This is a genomic window from Streptomyces sp. NPDC102437 (genome assembly GCF_044765565.1).
GTDB lineage: Bacteria > Actinomycetota > Actinomycetes > Streptomycetales > Streptomycetaceae > Streptomyces.
In genome coordinates, this window is sequence record NZ_JBIWKI010000055.1 from 21,488 (window position 1) to 37,022 (window position 15,535).

Genomic DNA, 15,535 nt, shown 5'->3' on the forward strand with positions numbered 1-15,535 from the left:
GCGTGCTCGGGCACGAGCACACCCGCAGCCCGGCTGAGCTCAGGCCCGGGAGAGGCTTTCCGTGCCCCGGCGGCGTATCCGCGCCTCGTCCCGCGCCGCCCGCCGCGCTCTGCGACGCTCACGGCGCAGCTGCCGCGCCGAACTGCTCGGCGCCGAGACCACGCCGTTGCGCTGGTTCCAGACCTGCCTGGTCACCCACACGTCCAGCACCGACCAGGTCGCGACCACGGTGCTGCCCACACTGCTCAGGACCATCGGAAAGGCCAGCCAGGACCCGGCCAGCGTGCACAGGAACGCCACCATGGCCTGGATGATCGTCAGCGACATGATGAGAACGGCACGCACGGCGGACCTGCGGACCGGGTCCGGCATCCGCCGCCGGCCCGCGGGTTCCTCCACCCACAGCTGCTGGCGCGGGATCTTCGCCCCGCCCGCCGCCGAGTTCGCCGTCGCGGCCGGTGCCGACGACACCGTGCCCCGACGCTGTTCCGTCTTCAAGGCTCTCAACTCCCCACCACTGTCCGACTTCAGGGTTGCTGCCCGGCATGCGCCGTTTCTACGCGGGCGGATCGGACCGTCCTGCCTCGCGAACCCCTGCCCCGCACTGTCCGCCCGGTGGAACGCGCATGGCGCCCCCGGACCATGATCCTGCCTGACCGGCCCCGGCTCTCCCCGCGTTACCCCTGCCTCGTACAGAGAGACGAGTGAACGGCCGTGAAGATTCCCCCGAACCGGCGTGAAGCGAAGGATTCCAGCCAACTGCCCCAACAAACAAAATGAAGCCCTGGCAGGTCTCTTCTGCCGCTTTCGCGAATTTCATCGCACGGAATACCAGGACAACCCATGGCCAACACCGGACAGCGCGGCCGAAAATCGTCCGGATGTCTCTTCGAGTTGCTACACCGTCAGTAGTAGGCTCGCGCCGTTTATTGACGGAACACGACCCCCGCCGCGCGGGGTCGAGCTGGGGGAGTCCATGCGCTTTCGCGGAAAGTCCATCCGCAGGAAGATCGTGGCGTTGCTGCTGGTGCCGCTCATCTCCCTCACCGCGCTCTGGGGATTCGCCACCTTCCTGACAGGGCGGGAGGCCGGCCGCCTGCTGAGCGCCGGCACCGTGGTGGAGAAGGTCGGTCATCCGCTGGAGGACACCGTCCGGGCCATTCAGAGCGAACGCCGCCAGACCCTCGTCTTCCTCGCCGACCCCAGGGCCTCCAACGCCCTCCCGCTCCTGCAGCGCCAACGAGCGGCCACCGACCGCGTGCTGAACGGCGTCAAGGACGGCGCCCGGCAGCAGGACATCCGCGACGCGCTGAGCTCCGACGACGACACCCAGCTGAATTCGATCCTCGGTACGGTCGAAGGACTCGGCGCGCTGCGTGATTCGGTCGACCGGCGCACCATCGACCGCTCCAAGGCGATGGAGTTCTACAACCGGCTCATAGACCCCTGCTATCGCTTCCTCACCGGTCTCCGCACGATGGAGAACGTATCGATGGACAAGCAGGTCCGCGCACTGGTCGGCATCTCACGAGCCCGCGAAATGCTCTCCCGCGAAGACGCACTGGTCGCCTCGTCGCTCATCGCCGGACGGCTCACCGCCGCGGAACTGCGTCAGATATCCGACCTCGTGGCAAACCGCGAGCTGCTCTACGAGATCAACGTCGACGCGCTTCCCGCCGCGGAGCGCCAACGCGTGGAGCGGTACTGGGCGAGCCCGGACAGCGAACCGCTGCGGACAGCGGAGAAGACCCTCATCGAGGGCGGTCCCACCCAGGACCCGCGCGCCGTCGACGCCGAGCGATGGCAGGAGGCGGCCCCGCCGGTCCTGGACCAGCTGGCCAACGACTCCACGGAGATGAACAACCGCTTCCAGGACCGCGGCAAGCCCGCCGGCTACAGCGTCCTGATCAAGGCCGGTATCGCGGGCGTCCTCGGGTTCCTCGCCCTGATCGCCTCGGTGTTCGTCTCTGTACGCATCGGCCGTGAACTGATCCGGGACCTCTCCCGGCTCCGCAAGGACGCCCATGAGGTCTCCGGCGTACGGCTGCCGAGCGTGATGCGCCGCCTCGCGGCCGGGGAACAGATCGATGTCGAGACCGAAGCCCCGCACCTCCAGTACGAGCGGGACGAGATCGGCCAGGTCGGCCAGGCTCTCAACACCCTGCAACGGGCGGCCGTCGAGGCCGCCGTGAAGCAGGCGGACATGCGGCGCGGCGTCTCCGAGGTCTTCGTCAACCTCGCCCGCCGCAACCAGGTCCTGCTGCACCGGCAGCTGACGCTCCTGGACGCCATGGAGCGCCGCACCGAGAACACCGATGAACTCGCGGACCTCTTCCGCCTCGACCACCTGACCACCCGCATGCGACGCCACGCCGAGGGCCTGGTGATCCTCTCCGGCGCGGCCCCGTCCCGGCAGTGGCGCAAGCCGATCCAGCTGATGGACGTGGTGCGGGCGGCGGTCGCCGAGGTCGAGGACTACGAACGGATCGAGGTCCGCCGACTGGCCCGGATCGGGGTGGGCGGCCCCGCCGTCGCCGACCTCACCCACCTGATCGCCGAACTCCTGGAGAACGCGACCGTGTTCTCGCCCCCGCACACAGCGGTCCAGGTGCTCGGCGAACGCGTGGCCAACGGCTTCACGCTCGAAATCAACGACCGCGGCCTCGGCATGGCCCCCGACGTCCTCCTGGACGCCAACCTCAGGCTCGCCGAGACCCCCGAGTTCGAACTGTCCGACACCGACCGGCTCGGCCTTTTCGTGGTCAGCCGTCTCGCCCAGCGCCAGAACGTCCGCGTCTCGCTGCAGACCTCCCCGTTCGGTGGCACGACCGCCGTCGTCTTCATCCCGGCGGCGCTGCTCACCGATGCCCCGGAGACGCACGGCACCGGCTTCCGCCTCGACCGCCGGGCCGAGCGGGCGATCGGCAGCGGCGGCCGGACCGCCGGTGACGGGTCAGGCAGCGGCCAGGACCGCGGGGACGGCGCACCGGACCGCCGGGCCACCGGCAGGCCCTCCGGCCTCGCCCCCGTTCCGACCGGCCTGGTCGACCCGGCCCTCCTGGACGGGCCCGTCGAGCTCGAAGGCCCCGTCGGAACACTGGGCTTCGAGAGCGACCCCGTGCTCGACCCGCTGCTCGAACCCCTGCTGGGCGGCGCCTCAGACCTCGACGACACCGAGAGCGAGCGTGGCGGCATCTTCCGCTCCCGCGACCTCCGGCGCGACGCCGACCGCGAACAGCACCAGCAGGCCACGGACCAGCAGCCGGAGCCGCCGGCCGGCGTGCGGCCGATGCGCCCCGGCGGTCCGGCGCCGCTGCCCCGCCGCAAGCCGCCGACCCTGGTCGCGGACAACGGCCGCCGGGTCGACGAGGCGGGCCGCGCCCATCCCACGGCCGCCGAGCGGGACGTCCCGACGGGCCCCGCCGAAGCGGAGGGCCCCGGTGCCGGTTTCACGCCCGTCGAACCCCGGCAGCCCACCGGCTTCCGGAAACCGACCGGACCCGCCGCACCCGAGGAGCCCCCGTCGCCCGGAGCCCCGAGAGCCCGGGAGACCGTGGGCGGCCTGCCCCGCCGCATCCGGCAGGCCAGCCTCGTTCCGCAACTGCGCGAGGAATCGGTTGTCCGCGATCCCGAGCCGGCCCGGACGGAACCGGACCAGGACTTCGAACGTGATGCGGAAGAGGTGCGCAGCCGGATGGCTTCGCTCCAACGCGGCTGGCAGCGCGGCCGTCGGCAGAACGCCGAGGACGTGACCGGCCCCGGTGAAACAGCACAAGGAACCACTCCGGGAGGGGACGGTCGATGACCGCACCGAACGTCGCAGCAACCAACGCCGCACGGCAGGGCTCCGGCCAGCTCAACTGGCTCCTCGACGAACTCGTCGAACGCGTCGCCAGCATCCACAAGGCGCTGGTGCTCTCCAGCGACGGCCTCGCCACCGGCACGTCGAAGGACCTGACCCGGGAGGACAGTGAACATCTGGCGGCCGTCGCCTCCGGATTCCACAGTCTCGCCAAGGGCGTCGGACGGCACTTCGAAGCGGGCCGGGTCCGCCAGACCGTCGTCGAACTCGACGAGGCCTTCCTCTTCGTCACGGCGGCCGGTGACGGCAGTTGCCTCGCGGTGCTGGCCGACGCCGACTCGGACGTCGGACAGGTCGCCTACGAGATGACGCTGATGGTCAAGCGCGTCGGCGCCCACCTGGCCAACGCCCCCCGGACGACCGGTCTGTCCGCCGGGGGGTGAGTGGACGGTGAGCGCTGACTCCACCCGATCTCCGGCGACGCCCGCCGACCCGCGGGCCTCGCGCTGGTACGACGCCGAGGCGGGCCCGGTGGTCCGTCCGTACGCGATGACCCGGGGCCGAACCAGCAGCGCCTCCCGCCATCGGCTCGACCTGATCGCGATCGTCGTACCCGAACCCGAGGCCGACGACCCCGGCCGGGACCAGACGCTCTCCCCGGAACACGTGGAGATCGTCGAACTCTGCAGTGGCATGCCCCAGTCGATCGCGGAGCTCGCGGCCGGCCTGGACCTCCCCGTGGGGGTGGTCCGGGTGCTGGTCGGCGACCTCGTCGAGGACGAGCTGGTGCATGTGACCCGTCCCGTTCCGCCGGCCGAGCTGCCGGACGTGAACATTCTTCGCGAGGTGATCAATGGCCTTCGGGCGCTCTAGCCGCAAGAAGCGGCCCGTTGAGCCCGTTACCCTGAAAATCCTGGTGGCGGGCGGCTTCGGAGCGGGCAAGACGACCCTGGTGGGCGCGGTCAGCGAGATCAGGCCGCTGCGTACGGAGGAGAGGCTCAGCGAGGCCGGCCGGCCGGTGGACGACGTGGCGGGCGTGGAGACCAAGACCACCACCACGGTGGCCATGGACTTCGGCCGGATCACGCTGCGCGAGGACCTGGTGCTGTACCTCTTCGGCACCCCGGGGCAGGACCGGTTCTGGTTCCTGTGGGACGAGCTGGCCCAGGGCGCGCTCGGGGCCGTCGTGCTCGCTGACACCCGTCGGCTGGAGGACTGCTTCGCGGCGGTCGACTACTTCGAACGCCGGGCCATTCCGTTCACCGTCGCCGTCAACTGCTTCGAGGGGGCCGACATGTTCCCCGTCGAGACGGTGCAGGCGGCGCTGGACCTGGACTCGGAGGTGCCCGTGGTCATGTGCGACGCGCGCGACCGCAGCTCCGTACGGGACGTACTGGTGGGCGTCGTGGAGCACGCCGTGGACCGTGCGGAACGCGTCCGTGAGCCCGCCGTCCCGTAACGCCCGTTCGACGCACGCACGGTGACGGACACGGCCCGTACCCCCGCCGACCGGGGTACGGGCCGCGCGTCGCCGCGTCACCGATCGAAGAGTTTTCTCCTGCGGTGACCGGCCGTCAACACTCCTGGCGGCACCCGTTGTCGGCGAGCCACTCGGCAGCTATTGCCGCCAGCTCCCCGTCGCGCCCCGCCAGCATCATCCGGATCATCTGCGCGTCGCCGCGGAGCGACCAGGCGGGATGTCCGAAAGTGGCCGGATTGTTCTTCTCGATCAGGAAATGAGCGGGCCAGGCGGTCCCGTACCCGATCAGCGGCAACGCGGCCAGATACCGCTTGCGCCCCCGTGCCAGACCGTAGGCGGTGACCGCGAGCCCGGTCAGGGTGCCGGTCAGATGGACCCACCGGGTCGCGGCCCTGGAGTGCATCGCCACGTAGTAGGGCCAGAACTCCTCGTACGAATCGAACGTCTGCTGTGACATACGGGCACCGTAGTTGCTGAGGGCCGCCTCGACCGCAACCGGATACGGCCGATCCGCGTCGAAGAGGAAGAAGCGGGCGGCCGGGACCCACGGGGGTGGCCCCGGCCGCCCGCTTCCGCGCGGACGCTTCAGTGCCCCGCGACGGACCGCCGGGCCACCGGGAAGTCGAAATAGGTGTCCGGGAACAGCTCGGGCTTGAAGGTGTAGTGCCACCACTCCTCGGCCAGATTCACGAAACCGGCGTCCGTGAGCGTCTTCTTCAGGAACTGCCGATTGGCGCGCTGCGCCCCCTGGATACGCGGATCGTCAGTGTGGGAGAGCGTGTCGAAGCAATCGAAACCGGTGCCCATGTCCACGGAGTCGTCCGGGAACCGCTCCGCCGCGGGCGCGTAGCAGGGCATCTGCGGCTCGCCCGGCCGGTACGGCGGGGTCGGCGCCGCGGGCAGCTTCACCAGCGTCAGATCCACCGTGCTGCCGCGGCTGTGCCCGGACTTCTCCGCGATGTAGCCGTCCGCGAACAGCCGCGTCTTGTCGACCCTGGGGTAGAACTCGCCCTTCATGGCCTCGTCGCCGAGGTCCTTCGCCCACCGTACGAAGTGGTCGACCGCCCGCTGCGGCCGGTAGCAGTCGTACACCTTCAGCGAGTAGCCCCGGCGCAGCAGCCGGGTCTGCGCGTCGTGCAGGGCCCTGGCCGCGGGCCGGGTCAGGATGCAGAGCTGGTTGCGGTAGCCGTCCACCGGGACGCCCATGAAGTTGTGCGCGGTGGGGTAGCGCATCTCCTGGATGATCGTCGGATCCACCGAGCTCAGCGCGACGAACTCCTCGGGCGCCTTCGGCTCGGGCCTCGCCCGAGCCGCGGGAGCGGCGGCGGTGACGGCGAACAGGGCGGCGGCAGCGGCCGCCAGGACACGGAAAGCGGAAGCGAGAGGTGTCATGAGCACATAATTCAGCAGTACGGGGGAGTCCGCCGGAGGATCCGGTACAGTCCGCGCGTGTCCGTACCCAGGAGCAACCCCGAGCAACCGGCCAAGGACTCCCACTGCGGCAGCTGCGGAGCGCCGCGGGCCGAATCCGCCGCCTGGCCCCGCACCTGCACCGCCTGTGGCAGCACCGCCTACCGCAACCCACTGCCGGTCGCCGTGGCCCTCCTCCCCGTCACCGACCAGGAATCCACCGGCCTCGTCGTGATCACCCGCACCATCCCGCCCCACCCGGGCGGCCTAGCCCTCCCCGGCGGCTACATCGACCATGACGAGGACTGGAAACACGCGGTCGTCCGGGAACTGCGCGAGGAGACCGGCATCGCGGCCGACGAACGGGAGGTCCGCCTCGCCGACGCCCTCAGCGCCCCCGACGGCCACCTCCTCCTCTTCGGCCTCCTCCCAAAACGCCCCGCGACCGCGCTCCCGCCCTCCCGGCCCACCGACGAGACGTCCGGCTTCCGGCTGCTCCGTGCACCCGCCGAGCTGGCCTTCCCCCTGCACACCCGCGCCGTGCGCACCTGGTTCGACGGCGGCTACCGCTGACCGGCCCGACGGCTGTGCCGCACACCGCGAACCGGCCTACAGCCCGCGCACCCGCACCGCATACGCCACCGTTCCCTCCTCACCCTCCCGATCGACCGCGACCCGCCCGTCCACCCACCGCGACGTGTACCGCTCGACCTCCGCCGGCTCCCAGCCGTCCCCCACGTCCAGGACCACCAGCCCGCTCCCGCTGCGCCCCGCCGGCGGAGCCCACACCTCCAGCTCCACACCGCCGTCCGCACCCCGCACCGGCAGTACCGAACCCGCCCGCGCCAACACCGGCACCCTCGACAGCGGCGCATCGAGCAGCACCTGCCCCGGCCCCTCGTACACCTCACCGGTCGCCGTGTCGTACCAGCGCCCCCGCGGCAACCGCACCGCCCGGCGATCCGCACCGCGCTCCAGCACCGGAGCCACCAGCAGCGCGTCACCCAACAAGAACGCGTCCTCGCACTCCCGCAACCCCCGGTCCCCGGGCGAACGCCACCACAGCGGCCGCACGTACGGGGCACCGGTCAGCCCGGCCAGCCGCGACAGCGTCACGAAGTACGGGTGCAGCCGCTCCCGCTCCTCCAGCGCTGCCCGTGCGTGCTCCAGCACCCCGGGCCCGAACTCCCACGGCTCCCGCCGCCCCGCGTCGATCGCCGCATGGGTACGGAACAACGGCAGATACGCACCCAGCTGGAACCACCGCAGATACAGCTCCGGCGACGGCGACCCGTCGAACCCGCCCACATCGGGCCCCGAGTACGGCACCCCGCACAGCCCCAGCCCCAGGACCAGCGCCAACGAGGCCCGCAGTCCCGGCCAGCCGGTCGCCACATCACCGGACCAGGTGCCCCCGTAACGCTGCATCCCCGCCCAGCCGGAACGCGAGAACAGGAAGGGGCGCTCCTCGGGCCGCAGCCGGCGCAGCCCTTCGTACCCGGCACGTGCCATCGCCAGCCCGTATACGTTGTGGGCCTCGCGGTGATCACCTCCGCGGCCCTCCAGCGCATGCCGCGCCGACCTCGGCAGCGACGGGTCCCCGAACGCGGCGAACGACACCGGCTCGTTCATGTCGTGCCACACGCCCGAGAACCCCTGCGCCAGCCGCTCCTCGTACAGACCGCCCCACCACTCCCGCACCCGCGGATCGGTGAAGTCCGGGAACACACACTCGCCCGGCCACACCTCCCCGCGCACCACCCGCCCGCGCGCGTCCCGGACGAACGCCCCGCGGTCGCCGACCGCGACCCCCGAGTCGAACACCGCGTTCCCCGGCTCCGTCTTCACCGCAGGATCGACGATCGACACCAGCCGCACGCCGTCCTCCCGCAACTCCTTCGCCAGACCCGGCAGATCGGGGAAGCGCCCCTGATCCACGGTGAACACGCGGTGTGCGTCGTAGTGGTCGATGTCCAGATGCAGTACGGACAGCGGCAGCCCCCGTTCCCGGTACCCGGCGACGACGCGCCGCACCTCCGGCTCGTTCCCGAACCCCCACCGGGCGTGCTGCGGACCCAGCGCCCAGGACGGCGGCACCGCCGGCGCACCCGTGAGAGCCGTCCAGCCCTGCAACACCCGGGACGGCGTACCAGCCACCACCCAGCAGCGCAACGGTCCCCCGTCCATCCGCACCTCGCACGACCCGGGCCTGTCGTGGCCGGACCCCGCCCCCTCCTCGCCCTCCCGCAGAGTCACCCGCCCCGACCAGGTGTTGTCGTGGAACACCAGATGCGTCCCCGCGTCACAGACCACGAGCTGCACCGGCATCGTCAGGTACAGCGGATCGTCACCGGGCCCGAACCGCCCACCCGGATCGGTGTTCCACAACTCGTACACACCGTCGCGCAGCCGCGGCCCCGACGCCCGGCCGCCGAGCCCGAAGAACCGCGCGTCCGCCGGGACCTCGGAACGCTGCACCCACCGGGCACCGCCCCCCGCCACCGGCTCCCACCAGCGCGGCGGCAGCTCGCGCCGGAGCACCACCCCGCCCGGAGTACGCAGCTCCACGGCCCCGTGCCGGGACACCGCCACGGTCAGACGCTCCGACACCACCTGCCAGCCACCGTCCTTGTCCGGCTCCAGCTCGGCCCGCGGATCCGGCTCGGGCACCGCGCCGGGCAGCGCGTACGACGGCGACGGCTCCGCCCCGTCCCAGCCCCAGAACACCGCACCGCCCACCGCCACCCGCACCCGCAACTCGGAACGGGCGAACCGCACCACACCCCCGCCCGGCTCCGGCTCCGCCCCCATCCCCGGGCCGGGCACCCGCGCCCGCTCAGCACCGCGCCGGGGCAGCGCCCGCGCATCCGCACTGTGACGCCGCCAGGACGAGCGCACCGCGCGCAGTCCCCGCACCGAACCGACCATCTTCACCGAGCGCACCAGGTCACGACCGTCCATGCAGCTCAGCCTGCCATCCGGCGGGGCGGATGCGGGCTCCGTTCAACTTCCGTTCATCCGGGGCCGGACCACATGTCCGGACACCCGGGCATGAGCGGGGAACCCTGGTGCGAAAGACGATCACATGGCATCGTCCGTAAATGCCGCCTCACGCGCACACCCCAGCACGTGTGCGCACACACACCCCCATCCCGCGTACCCGTACAGCCAGGGAGCCGCCCCATGACCGCAGCAGCCAACGAAGCCCCCCTCTGGCAGCCCGGCCCCGACCGCATCGCGGCCGCTGCCGTCACCCGCTTCCAGAGCTGGGCGTCCCACCACTACGGGGCACCGGCCGAGGGCGGCTACCCGGCGCTGCACCAGTGGTCCGTGACCGAACTCGACACCTTCTGGCGGGCCGTCGCCGACTGGTTCGACGTTCGGTTCTCCACCCCGTACGAGACCGTCCTGGCCGACCGCACCATGCCCGGCGCCCAGTGGTTCCCCGGCGCCACCCTCAACTACGCCGAGCACGCGCTGCGCACCGCCGAGGACCCCCTGCGCGCGGACGCCCCCGCCCTGCTCCACGTCGACGAGACCCACACCCAGATCCCCGTCTCCTGGTCCGAACTCCGCCGCCGGGTCGGCTCGCTCGCCGCCGAACTCCGCGCCCTCGGCGTCACCCCCGGCGACCGCGTCAGCGGCTACCTCCCCAACATCCCCGAGGCCGTCGTCGCCTTCCTCGCCACCGCGGCCGTCGGCGGCGTCTGGACCTCCTGTGCCCCGGACTTCGGCGCCCGCAGCGTCCTCGACCGCTTCCAGCAGGTCGAACCCGTCGTCCTCTTCACGGTCGACGGCTACCGCTACGGCGGCAAGGAACACCACCGCGCCGAAACGGTCGCCGAGCTGCGCCGCGAACTGCCCACCCTGCGCGCCGTCGTCCACATCCCGCTGCTGGGCACCGAGGCCCCCGAAGGCGCCCTCGAATGGTCCGCCCTCACCTGCGCCGACACCGAGCCCGTCTTCGAACAGGTCCCCTTCGACCACCCGCTCTGGGTGCTCTACTCCTCCGGCACCACCGGGCTCCCCAAGGCGATCGTCCAGTCCCAGGGCGGCATCCTGCTGGAACACTTCAAGCAGATCGGCCTGCACTGCGACCTCGGCCCCGAGGACCGCTTCTTCTGGTACACCTCCACCGGCTGGATGATGTGGAACTTCCTCGTCTCCGGCCTTCTCACCGGAACCACCCTCGTGCTGTACGACGGAAGCCCCGGCTACCCCGACGTCAGCGCCCAGTGGCGCGTCGCCGAACAGACCGGAGCGACCCTCTTCGGCACCTCGGCCGCCTATGTCATGGCCTGCCGGAAGGCCGGCATCCACCCGGGCCGCGACTTCGACCTCTCCCGCATCCAGTGCGTCGCCACCACCGGCTCCCCGCTCCCGCCCGACGGCTTCCGCTGGCTCCACGACGAGGTGGACGACGACCTGTGGATCGCCTCCGTCAGCGGCGGCACCGACGTGTGCAGCTGCTTCGCCGGCGCGGTTCCCACCCTTCCCGTCCACATCGGGGAACTCCAGGCCCCCTGCCTCGGCACGGACCTCCGCTCCTGGGACCCCGCGGGCAAACCGCTCATCGGCGAGGTCGGCGAACTCGTCGTCACCGCTCCCATGCCGTCCATGCCCATCCGGTTCTGGAACGACCCCGACGGCAGCCGCTACCACGACAGCTACTTCGACATGTACCCCGGCGTCTGGCGCCACGGAGACTGGATCACGATCACCGAACACGGCTCGGTCGTCATCCACGGCCGCTCCGACTCCACCCTCAACCGCCAGGGCGTACGGATGGGCTCCGCCGACATCTACGAGGCCGTCGAACGGCTCCCCGAGATCCGCGAATCCCTCGTCATCGGTCTCGAAGAGCCCGACGGCGGCTACTGGATGCCGCTCTTCGTCCACCTCGCCGAAGGCGCCCGGCTCGACGACGCGCTGCGAGACAGCATCAAACGGACCATCCGGGAGAACCTCTCCCCGCGCCACGTCCCCGACGAGGTCATCGAAGTCCCCGGCATCCCGCACACCCTCACCGGCAAGCGCATCGAGGTCCCGGTCAAACGCCTCCTGCAAGGCACAGCCCTGGCCAAGGCGGTCAACCCCGGCTCGATCGACAACCTGGAACTCCTCCACTTCTACGAGGACCTCGCCCGCAAGCGTCACTGACCGTCCACATTGTCAGTGCCCATGATTACCCTGAGTGAGCAATGATCGACAGCGCACGGGGGAGTCATGGAGCACATCAAGAACAACGGGAACAGCAGGGCCAACCGGAACAACGAGAACAGCAAGTACGGCAGGACAGCCGGGTACAGCCGCTCCGGCGCGTCCATGCGACGCACGCTGCGCCGCGAAGCACCCAGCACCATCGGCCTCCTGGCCGACGAGCAGGACTTCGCGGCGATGCGGCGCTACCGCACCTTCGCCTTCGACGACCACACCGCCTATCTCCGGCAGGTCGAAACCCTGCTGAAGTCCCTCTCCGCACAGGGCATGCACGCCACGGTCGCCCTCTTCGACCCCGAGGAGTACGCGGAGTACTGCGCCGAGTCGGGACTCGCCCCCGACACCCCGGCCAGCCGCAGCCGCTTCACCGCCGAGATCGCCTCGGCCGGCGCCACCGTCGCGTACACCGGACAACCCATCGACACGCTCATCCCGCTCCTGGTCAGCCGGGCCGTCCGCCGGGCCACCTGGGAGTACGCCACGATGATCCTGGCCGGCCTCGGCGAATGCGCGGACTGCGGCAAGGACGTCGGCCACGCCGCCTTCGACCGGGCCTCGCACCTGCTCCTGCGCATTCTGGAGACGGCCGGCCCCGGCACCCACCACCTGGTCTGCAGCACCCCCACCGACAACGAGCACCTGCTCGCCGTCCTGCGCACCGAGCGGGACAGCACCGGGCCCGCCCGGCTCGAAACCGATGAAGGCGCAGAGTTCGTCACGGTGCTCGCTGTGGGCATCGCCCTCGAAAGGGCCGGGGGAGTCGTACTCCGAACGAGCCGCCCCGGAGCCCAGGACCGGGTGCACGGCTGGCGCCTGATCCGAGGCGATCTGGTCCCGCTCAGCGCCGGTGAGGTCTTCAGCGCCTACTGCACCGACGCAGACACCGGCGAACCGGTCGCCCCGGAATCACACGTGGAGTACTGCGCCGGCTTCGACCTCGGCGCGGACGAACCGGAATCGCACCACTGACAGGCCGAAGGGGCTCCCCGCCACCATCGGCGGGGAGCCCCTTCACCACAGAACGCCGTGGGACCTACTCGCCCGACAGCACCCCCTGAGCCGCGACCCGCGCCTCCTCGGCGGAGTCCGCCGCACGAGCGGCGGAAGCGGCACGCTCGCACTGCGCGAGCGTGTACTTCGCCAGCGTGGCCCGGACATAGGGAATGGACGCGGCGCCCATCGACAGCGACGTCACACCCAGCCCCGTCAGAACACAGGCCAGCAGCGGATCGGAGGCAGCCTCACCACAGACACCACAGCTCTTGCCCTCGGCCCTGGCCGCCTCGGCAGACAGCGCCACCAGATCGAGCAGCGCGGGCTGCCACGGGTCCTGCAACCGCGACACCGCACCCACCTGACGGTCGGCGGCGAAGGTGTACTGCGCCAGGTCATTGGTCCCCAGCGAAAGGAACTCCACCTCCCGCAGGATCGAACGCGCCCGCAGCGCGGCGGACGGAATCTCCACCATCGCGCCGAACTTCGCCTGCAGACCGGCCTCGCGGCAGGCATCGGCGAAGGCCTTGGCATCCGCACGGTCCGCCACCATCGGCGCCATGACCTCAAGGTGCACGGGCAGTCCCTGGGCCGCCTTCGACAGCGCGGTCAGCTGGGTACGCAGCACGTCGGGGTGGTCCAGCAGACTCCGCAGCCCGCGCACACCCAGCGCCGGGTTCGGCTCGTCCGCCGGAGTCAGGAAGTCCAGCGGCTTGTCCGCCCCGGCATCCAGCACCCGTACGACGACACGCCCCTCGGGGAACGCCTCCAGCACCGCCCGGTACGCAGCGATCTGCTTCTCCTCGGACGGCGCCTGCTTGCTGTCGTCCAGGAACAGGAACTCGGTACGGAACAGCCCCACGCCCTCCGCACCGGCCTCGACCGCCGCCGGCACGTCGCCGGGCCCGCCGACATTGGCGAGCAGCGGGACCTTGTGACCGTCGGAGGTCGTACCGGGACCCGACAAAGCCGACAGCGCGGCCTTGCGCGCCGCGGCGGCACTCTCCATCTCGGCACGCTTCTCGGCGCTCGGCTCGACGAAGATCTCACCGGTGCTGCCGTCCACGGCGATGACCGTGCCCTCGGCCAGCTCACCGGCACCGGGGAGCGCCACCACGGCGGGCACCCCGAGAGCACGGGCCAGGATCGCGCTGTGGCTGGTCGGCCCGCCCTCCTCGGTCACGAAGCCGAGCACCAGAGCCGGGTCGAGCAGCGCCGTGTCCGCGGGCGCCAGGTCCCGCGCGATCAGTACATAGGGCTCGTCGCTGTCCGGCACACCCGGCATCGGCACACCGAGCAGCCGGGCCACGATCCGGTTGCGCACGTCGTCGAGGTCGGCTACGCGCCCCGCCAGGTACTCCCCGGCGTTGGCAAGCAGCGCCCGGTAGGCGGCGAACGCGTCATAGACGCCGCGCTCGGCGGTGCTGCCGACGGCGATACGCCGCTCCACGTCGGCTATCAGCTCGGGGTCCTGCGCCATCATGGCCTGGGCCTCGAGCACGTGCTGAGCCTCGCCACCGGCCAGGTTGCCGCGTGCGATCAGGTCGGCCGCCACGGCTTCCACAGCCTGCCGAGCACGCCCCTGTTCGCGCTCGGCCTCCTCGGCGGGGATCTGCTTGGCCGGCGGTTCGAGCACCGCCGTACCCATATGACGCACCTCGCCGATCGCCACCCCGTGGCTCACGCCGACGCCTCGCAGCGTTGTCTCCATTTCACCCGTCTCCGGTCGTGCGGTGGTCCGTGCCGCCGCGGTGGATATCCAGTCGGCTGTCATCGAGCCGAGTTCGTCACTGCCAACCGAACAAGGTGTCGCCGACCTTCACGTCGCCGTCCTCATGGACGTCGGAGAGGGATTCGGCGGTGGCTTCCAGCGCGACGACCGGACACACGGGCGACTTGCCGGCCGCCTCGACGGCCGCGGGGTCCCAGCGCACGATCCCCTGGCCGCGCGTGACCCTGTCCCCCTTGTTCACGAGCAGTTCGAACCCTTCGCCGTTGAGCTGAACGGTGTCGATGCCGAGGTGCGTGAGCACCCCGCGCCCGTTCTCGTCGACGACGACGAAGGCGTGCGGGTGCAGGGAGACAATGATGCCGTCGACCGGCGACACCGCCTCGGACGGCTCACGCACAGGGTCGATGGCGGTTCCAGGACCTACCATCGCGCCGGAGAAGACCGGGTCCGGTACCGCAGCGAGCCCGATGGCACGTCCGGCAAGAGGGGACGTCACAGTGGTCATAGGGAGCCTCCCAGGCGTGGAGCTTGATCGGCGCCGTCACAGCCTGTGGGCGACGGCGTGCTGCTCAGCAGCGTAAGTCATAAGAAGTCCCGGTTCCGCCCGAGTGCTGGCGGTTCACGGCCTTAGAGATGCACCGGGAACGATTTGCCTCGACGCTCGGGCGGGCTGTACTGTCGTACTCCTGCCTGACCCCAACGCGACTGTGAGTCGGGGGTCGGCAGCGACTTTTAAGCCCTGACTCTAACTCGGACTCGGCACCTGCATGTCTGCAGGAGCTGGTCAAGGAAAGCGAAAAGGACTGATAGAGTCGGACTCGCCGGAAAGGGAAACGCGAAAGCGAAGAACTGGAAGGCGAAAAGCAGGATCCCGCTTCGACCGGGAATCGGACACGAA

The 15,535-nt window shown here is 70.9% G+C and carries 13 protein-coding genes; 7 read left to right on the top strand and 6 right to left on the bottom strand.

Features of this window, described 5'->3' with window-relative positions:
- Positions 1-39 precede the first annotated feature (39 nt).
- Positions 40-498 (bottom strand): hypothetical protein, encoded by a 459-nt coding sequence (locus ACIRJP_RS37180; RefSeq protein ID WP_404184351.1) that lies wholly within the window; start codon positions 496-498, stop codon positions 40-42.
- A 478-nt stretch (positions 499-976) separates the two neighbouring features.
- On the opposite strand from ACIRJP_RS37180, the gene ACIRJP_RS37185 reads away from it, so the two are divergent.
- Genes ACIRJP_RS37185 through ACIRJP_RS37200 form a run of 4 tightly spaced genes read left to right on the top strand, consistent with a single transcriptional unit; the run spans position 977 to position 5,261 of the window.
- Positions 977-3,805 (top strand): nitrate- and nitrite sensing domain-containing protein, encoded by a 2,829-nt coding sequence (locus ACIRJP_RS37185; RefSeq protein ID WP_404184354.1) that lies wholly within the window; start codon positions 977-979, stop codon positions 3,803-3,805.
- Positions 3,802-4,245, top strand: a complete 444-nt coding sequence (locus ACIRJP_RS37190) for a roadblock/LC7 domain-containing protein (protein WP_259933457.1) — start codon at positions 3,802-3,804, stop codon at positions 4,243-4,245. Before ACIRJP_RS37185 ends, ACIRJP_RS37190 begins: the two co-directional genes overlap by 4 nt.
- 7 nt (positions 4,246-4,252) lie before the next feature.
- Positions 4,253-4,675, top strand: a complete 423-nt coding sequence (locus ACIRJP_RS37195) for a DUF742 domain-containing protein (protein WP_351265107.1) — start codon at positions 4,253-4,255, stop codon at positions 4,673-4,675.
- A complete protein-coding gene (locus tag ACIRJP_RS37200) occupies positions 4,656-5,261 on the top strand; it encodes a GTP-binding protein (RefSeq protein ID WP_404184358.1) in 606 nt (201 codons plus the stop codon). The genes ACIRJP_RS37195 and ACIRJP_RS37200 overlap by 20 nt, the downstream gene beginning before the upstream one ends.
- Positions 5,262-5,376: 115 nt before the next feature.
- Here ACIRJP_RS37200 and ACIRJP_RS37205 read toward each other — a convergent pair whose 3' ends face one another.
- Entirely contained in the window at positions 5,377-5,739 is a 363-nt protein-coding gene (locus ACIRJP_RS37205; RefSeq protein ID WP_404184361.1) for an Mpo1-like protein, read from the bottom strand.
- Between the two features lie 128 nt (positions 5,740-5,867).
- Entirely contained in the window at positions 5,868-6,674 is an 807-nt protein-coding gene (locus ACIRJP_RS37210; RefSeq protein ID WP_404184364.1) for a M15 family metallopeptidase, read from the bottom strand.
- A 57-nt stretch (positions 6,675-6,731) separates the two neighbouring features.
- Here ACIRJP_RS37210 and ACIRJP_RS37215 point away from each other — a divergent pair, with 57 nt between their 5' ends.
- Complete coding sequence (locus ACIRJP_RS37215) at positions 6,732-7,265, top strand: NUDIX domain-containing protein (RefSeq protein ID WP_404184367.1); 534 nt, start codon at positions 6,732-6,734, stop codon at positions 7,263-7,265.
- Between the two features lie 36 nt (positions 7,266-7,301).
- Here the strand turns inward: ACIRJP_RS37215 and ACIRJP_RS37220 are convergent, their stop codons facing one another.
- Complete coding sequence (locus ACIRJP_RS37220; RefSeq protein WP_404184370.1) at positions 7,302-9,653, bottom strand: glycoside hydrolase family 31 protein; 2,352 nt, start codon at positions 9,651-9,653, stop codon at positions 7,302-7,304.
- 222 nt (positions 9,654-9,875) lie between these two features.
- Here ACIRJP_RS37220 and ACIRJP_RS37225 point away from each other — a divergent pair, with 222 nt between their 5' ends.
- Positions 9,876-11,852, top strand: coding sequence for an acetoacetate--CoA ligase (locus tag ACIRJP_RS37225; RefSeq protein WP_404184373.1), 1,977 nt, complete (start codon positions 9,876-9,878; stop codon positions 11,850-11,852).
- Positions 11,853-12,017: 165 nt separating this feature from the next.
- Entirely contained in the window at positions 12,018-12,881 is an 864-nt protein-coding gene (locus tag ACIRJP_RS37230; RefSeq protein WP_404184382.1) for a hypothetical protein, read from the top strand.
- A gap of 64 nt (positions 12,882-12,945) precedes the next feature.
- Here the strand turns inward: ACIRJP_RS37230 and ptsP are convergent, their stop codons facing one another.
- Complete coding sequence (ptsP, locus tag ACIRJP_RS37235; RefSeq protein WP_404184376.1) at positions 12,946-14,616, bottom strand: phosphoenolpyruvate--protein phosphotransferase; 1,671 nt, start codon at positions 14,614-14,616, stop codon at positions 12,946-12,948.
- A 76-nt stretch (positions 14,617-14,692) separates the two neighbouring features.
- The gene (locus ACIRJP_RS37240) at positions 14,693-15,142 is read right to left on the bottom strand and encodes a PTS glucose transporter subunit IIA (RefSeq protein ID WP_404184379.1); all 450 of its coding nucleotides are present in this window, start codon (positions 15,140-15,142) and stop codon (positions 14,693-14,695) included.
- Positions 15,143-15,535: the final 393 nt, after the last annotated feature.

Bases quoted from the DNA above. Each gene is read 5' to 3' on its own strand.
- ACIRJP_RS37230 (WP_404184382.1), top strand. From the start codon at position 12,018: ATGCGACGCACGCTGCGCCGCGAAGCACCCAGCACCATCGGCCTCCTG.
- ACIRJP_RS37200 (WP_404184358.1), top strand. From the start codon at position 4,656: ATGGCCTTCGGGCGCTCTAGCCGCAAGAAGCGGCCCGTTGAGCCCGTT.
- ACIRJP_RS37220 (WP_404184370.1), bottom strand. From the start codon at position 9,653: ATGGACGGTCGTGACCTGGTGCGCTCGGTGAAGATGGTCGGTTCGGTG.
- ACIRJP_RS37190 (WP_259933457.1), top strand. From the start codon at position 3,802: ATGACCGCACCGAACGTCGCAGCAACCAACGCCGCACGGCAGGGCTCC.
- ACIRJP_RS37225 (WP_404184373.1), top strand. From the start codon at position 9,876: ATGACCGCAGCAGCCAACGAAGCCCCCCTCTGGCAGCCCGGCCCCGAC.
- ptsP (WP_404184376.1), bottom strand. From the start codon at position 14,616: ATGGAGACAACGCTGCGAGGCGTCGGCGTGAGCCACGGGGTGGCGATC.
- ACIRJP_RS37185 (WP_404184354.1), top strand. From the start codon at position 977: ATGCGCTTTCGCGGAAAGTCCATCCGCAGGAAGATCGTGGCGTTGCTG.
- ACIRJP_RS37205 (WP_404184361.1), bottom strand. From the start codon at position 5,739: ATGTCACAGCAGACGTTCGATTCGTACGAGGAGTTCTGGCCCTACTAC.
- ACIRJP_RS37210 (WP_404184364.1), bottom strand. From the start codon at position 6,674: ATGACACCTCTCGCTTCCGCTTTCCGTGTCCTGGCGGCCGCTGCCGCC.
- ACIRJP_RS37240 (WP_404184379.1), bottom strand. From the start codon at position 15,142: ATGACCACTGTGACGTCCCCTCTTGCCGGACGTGCCATCGGGCTCGCT.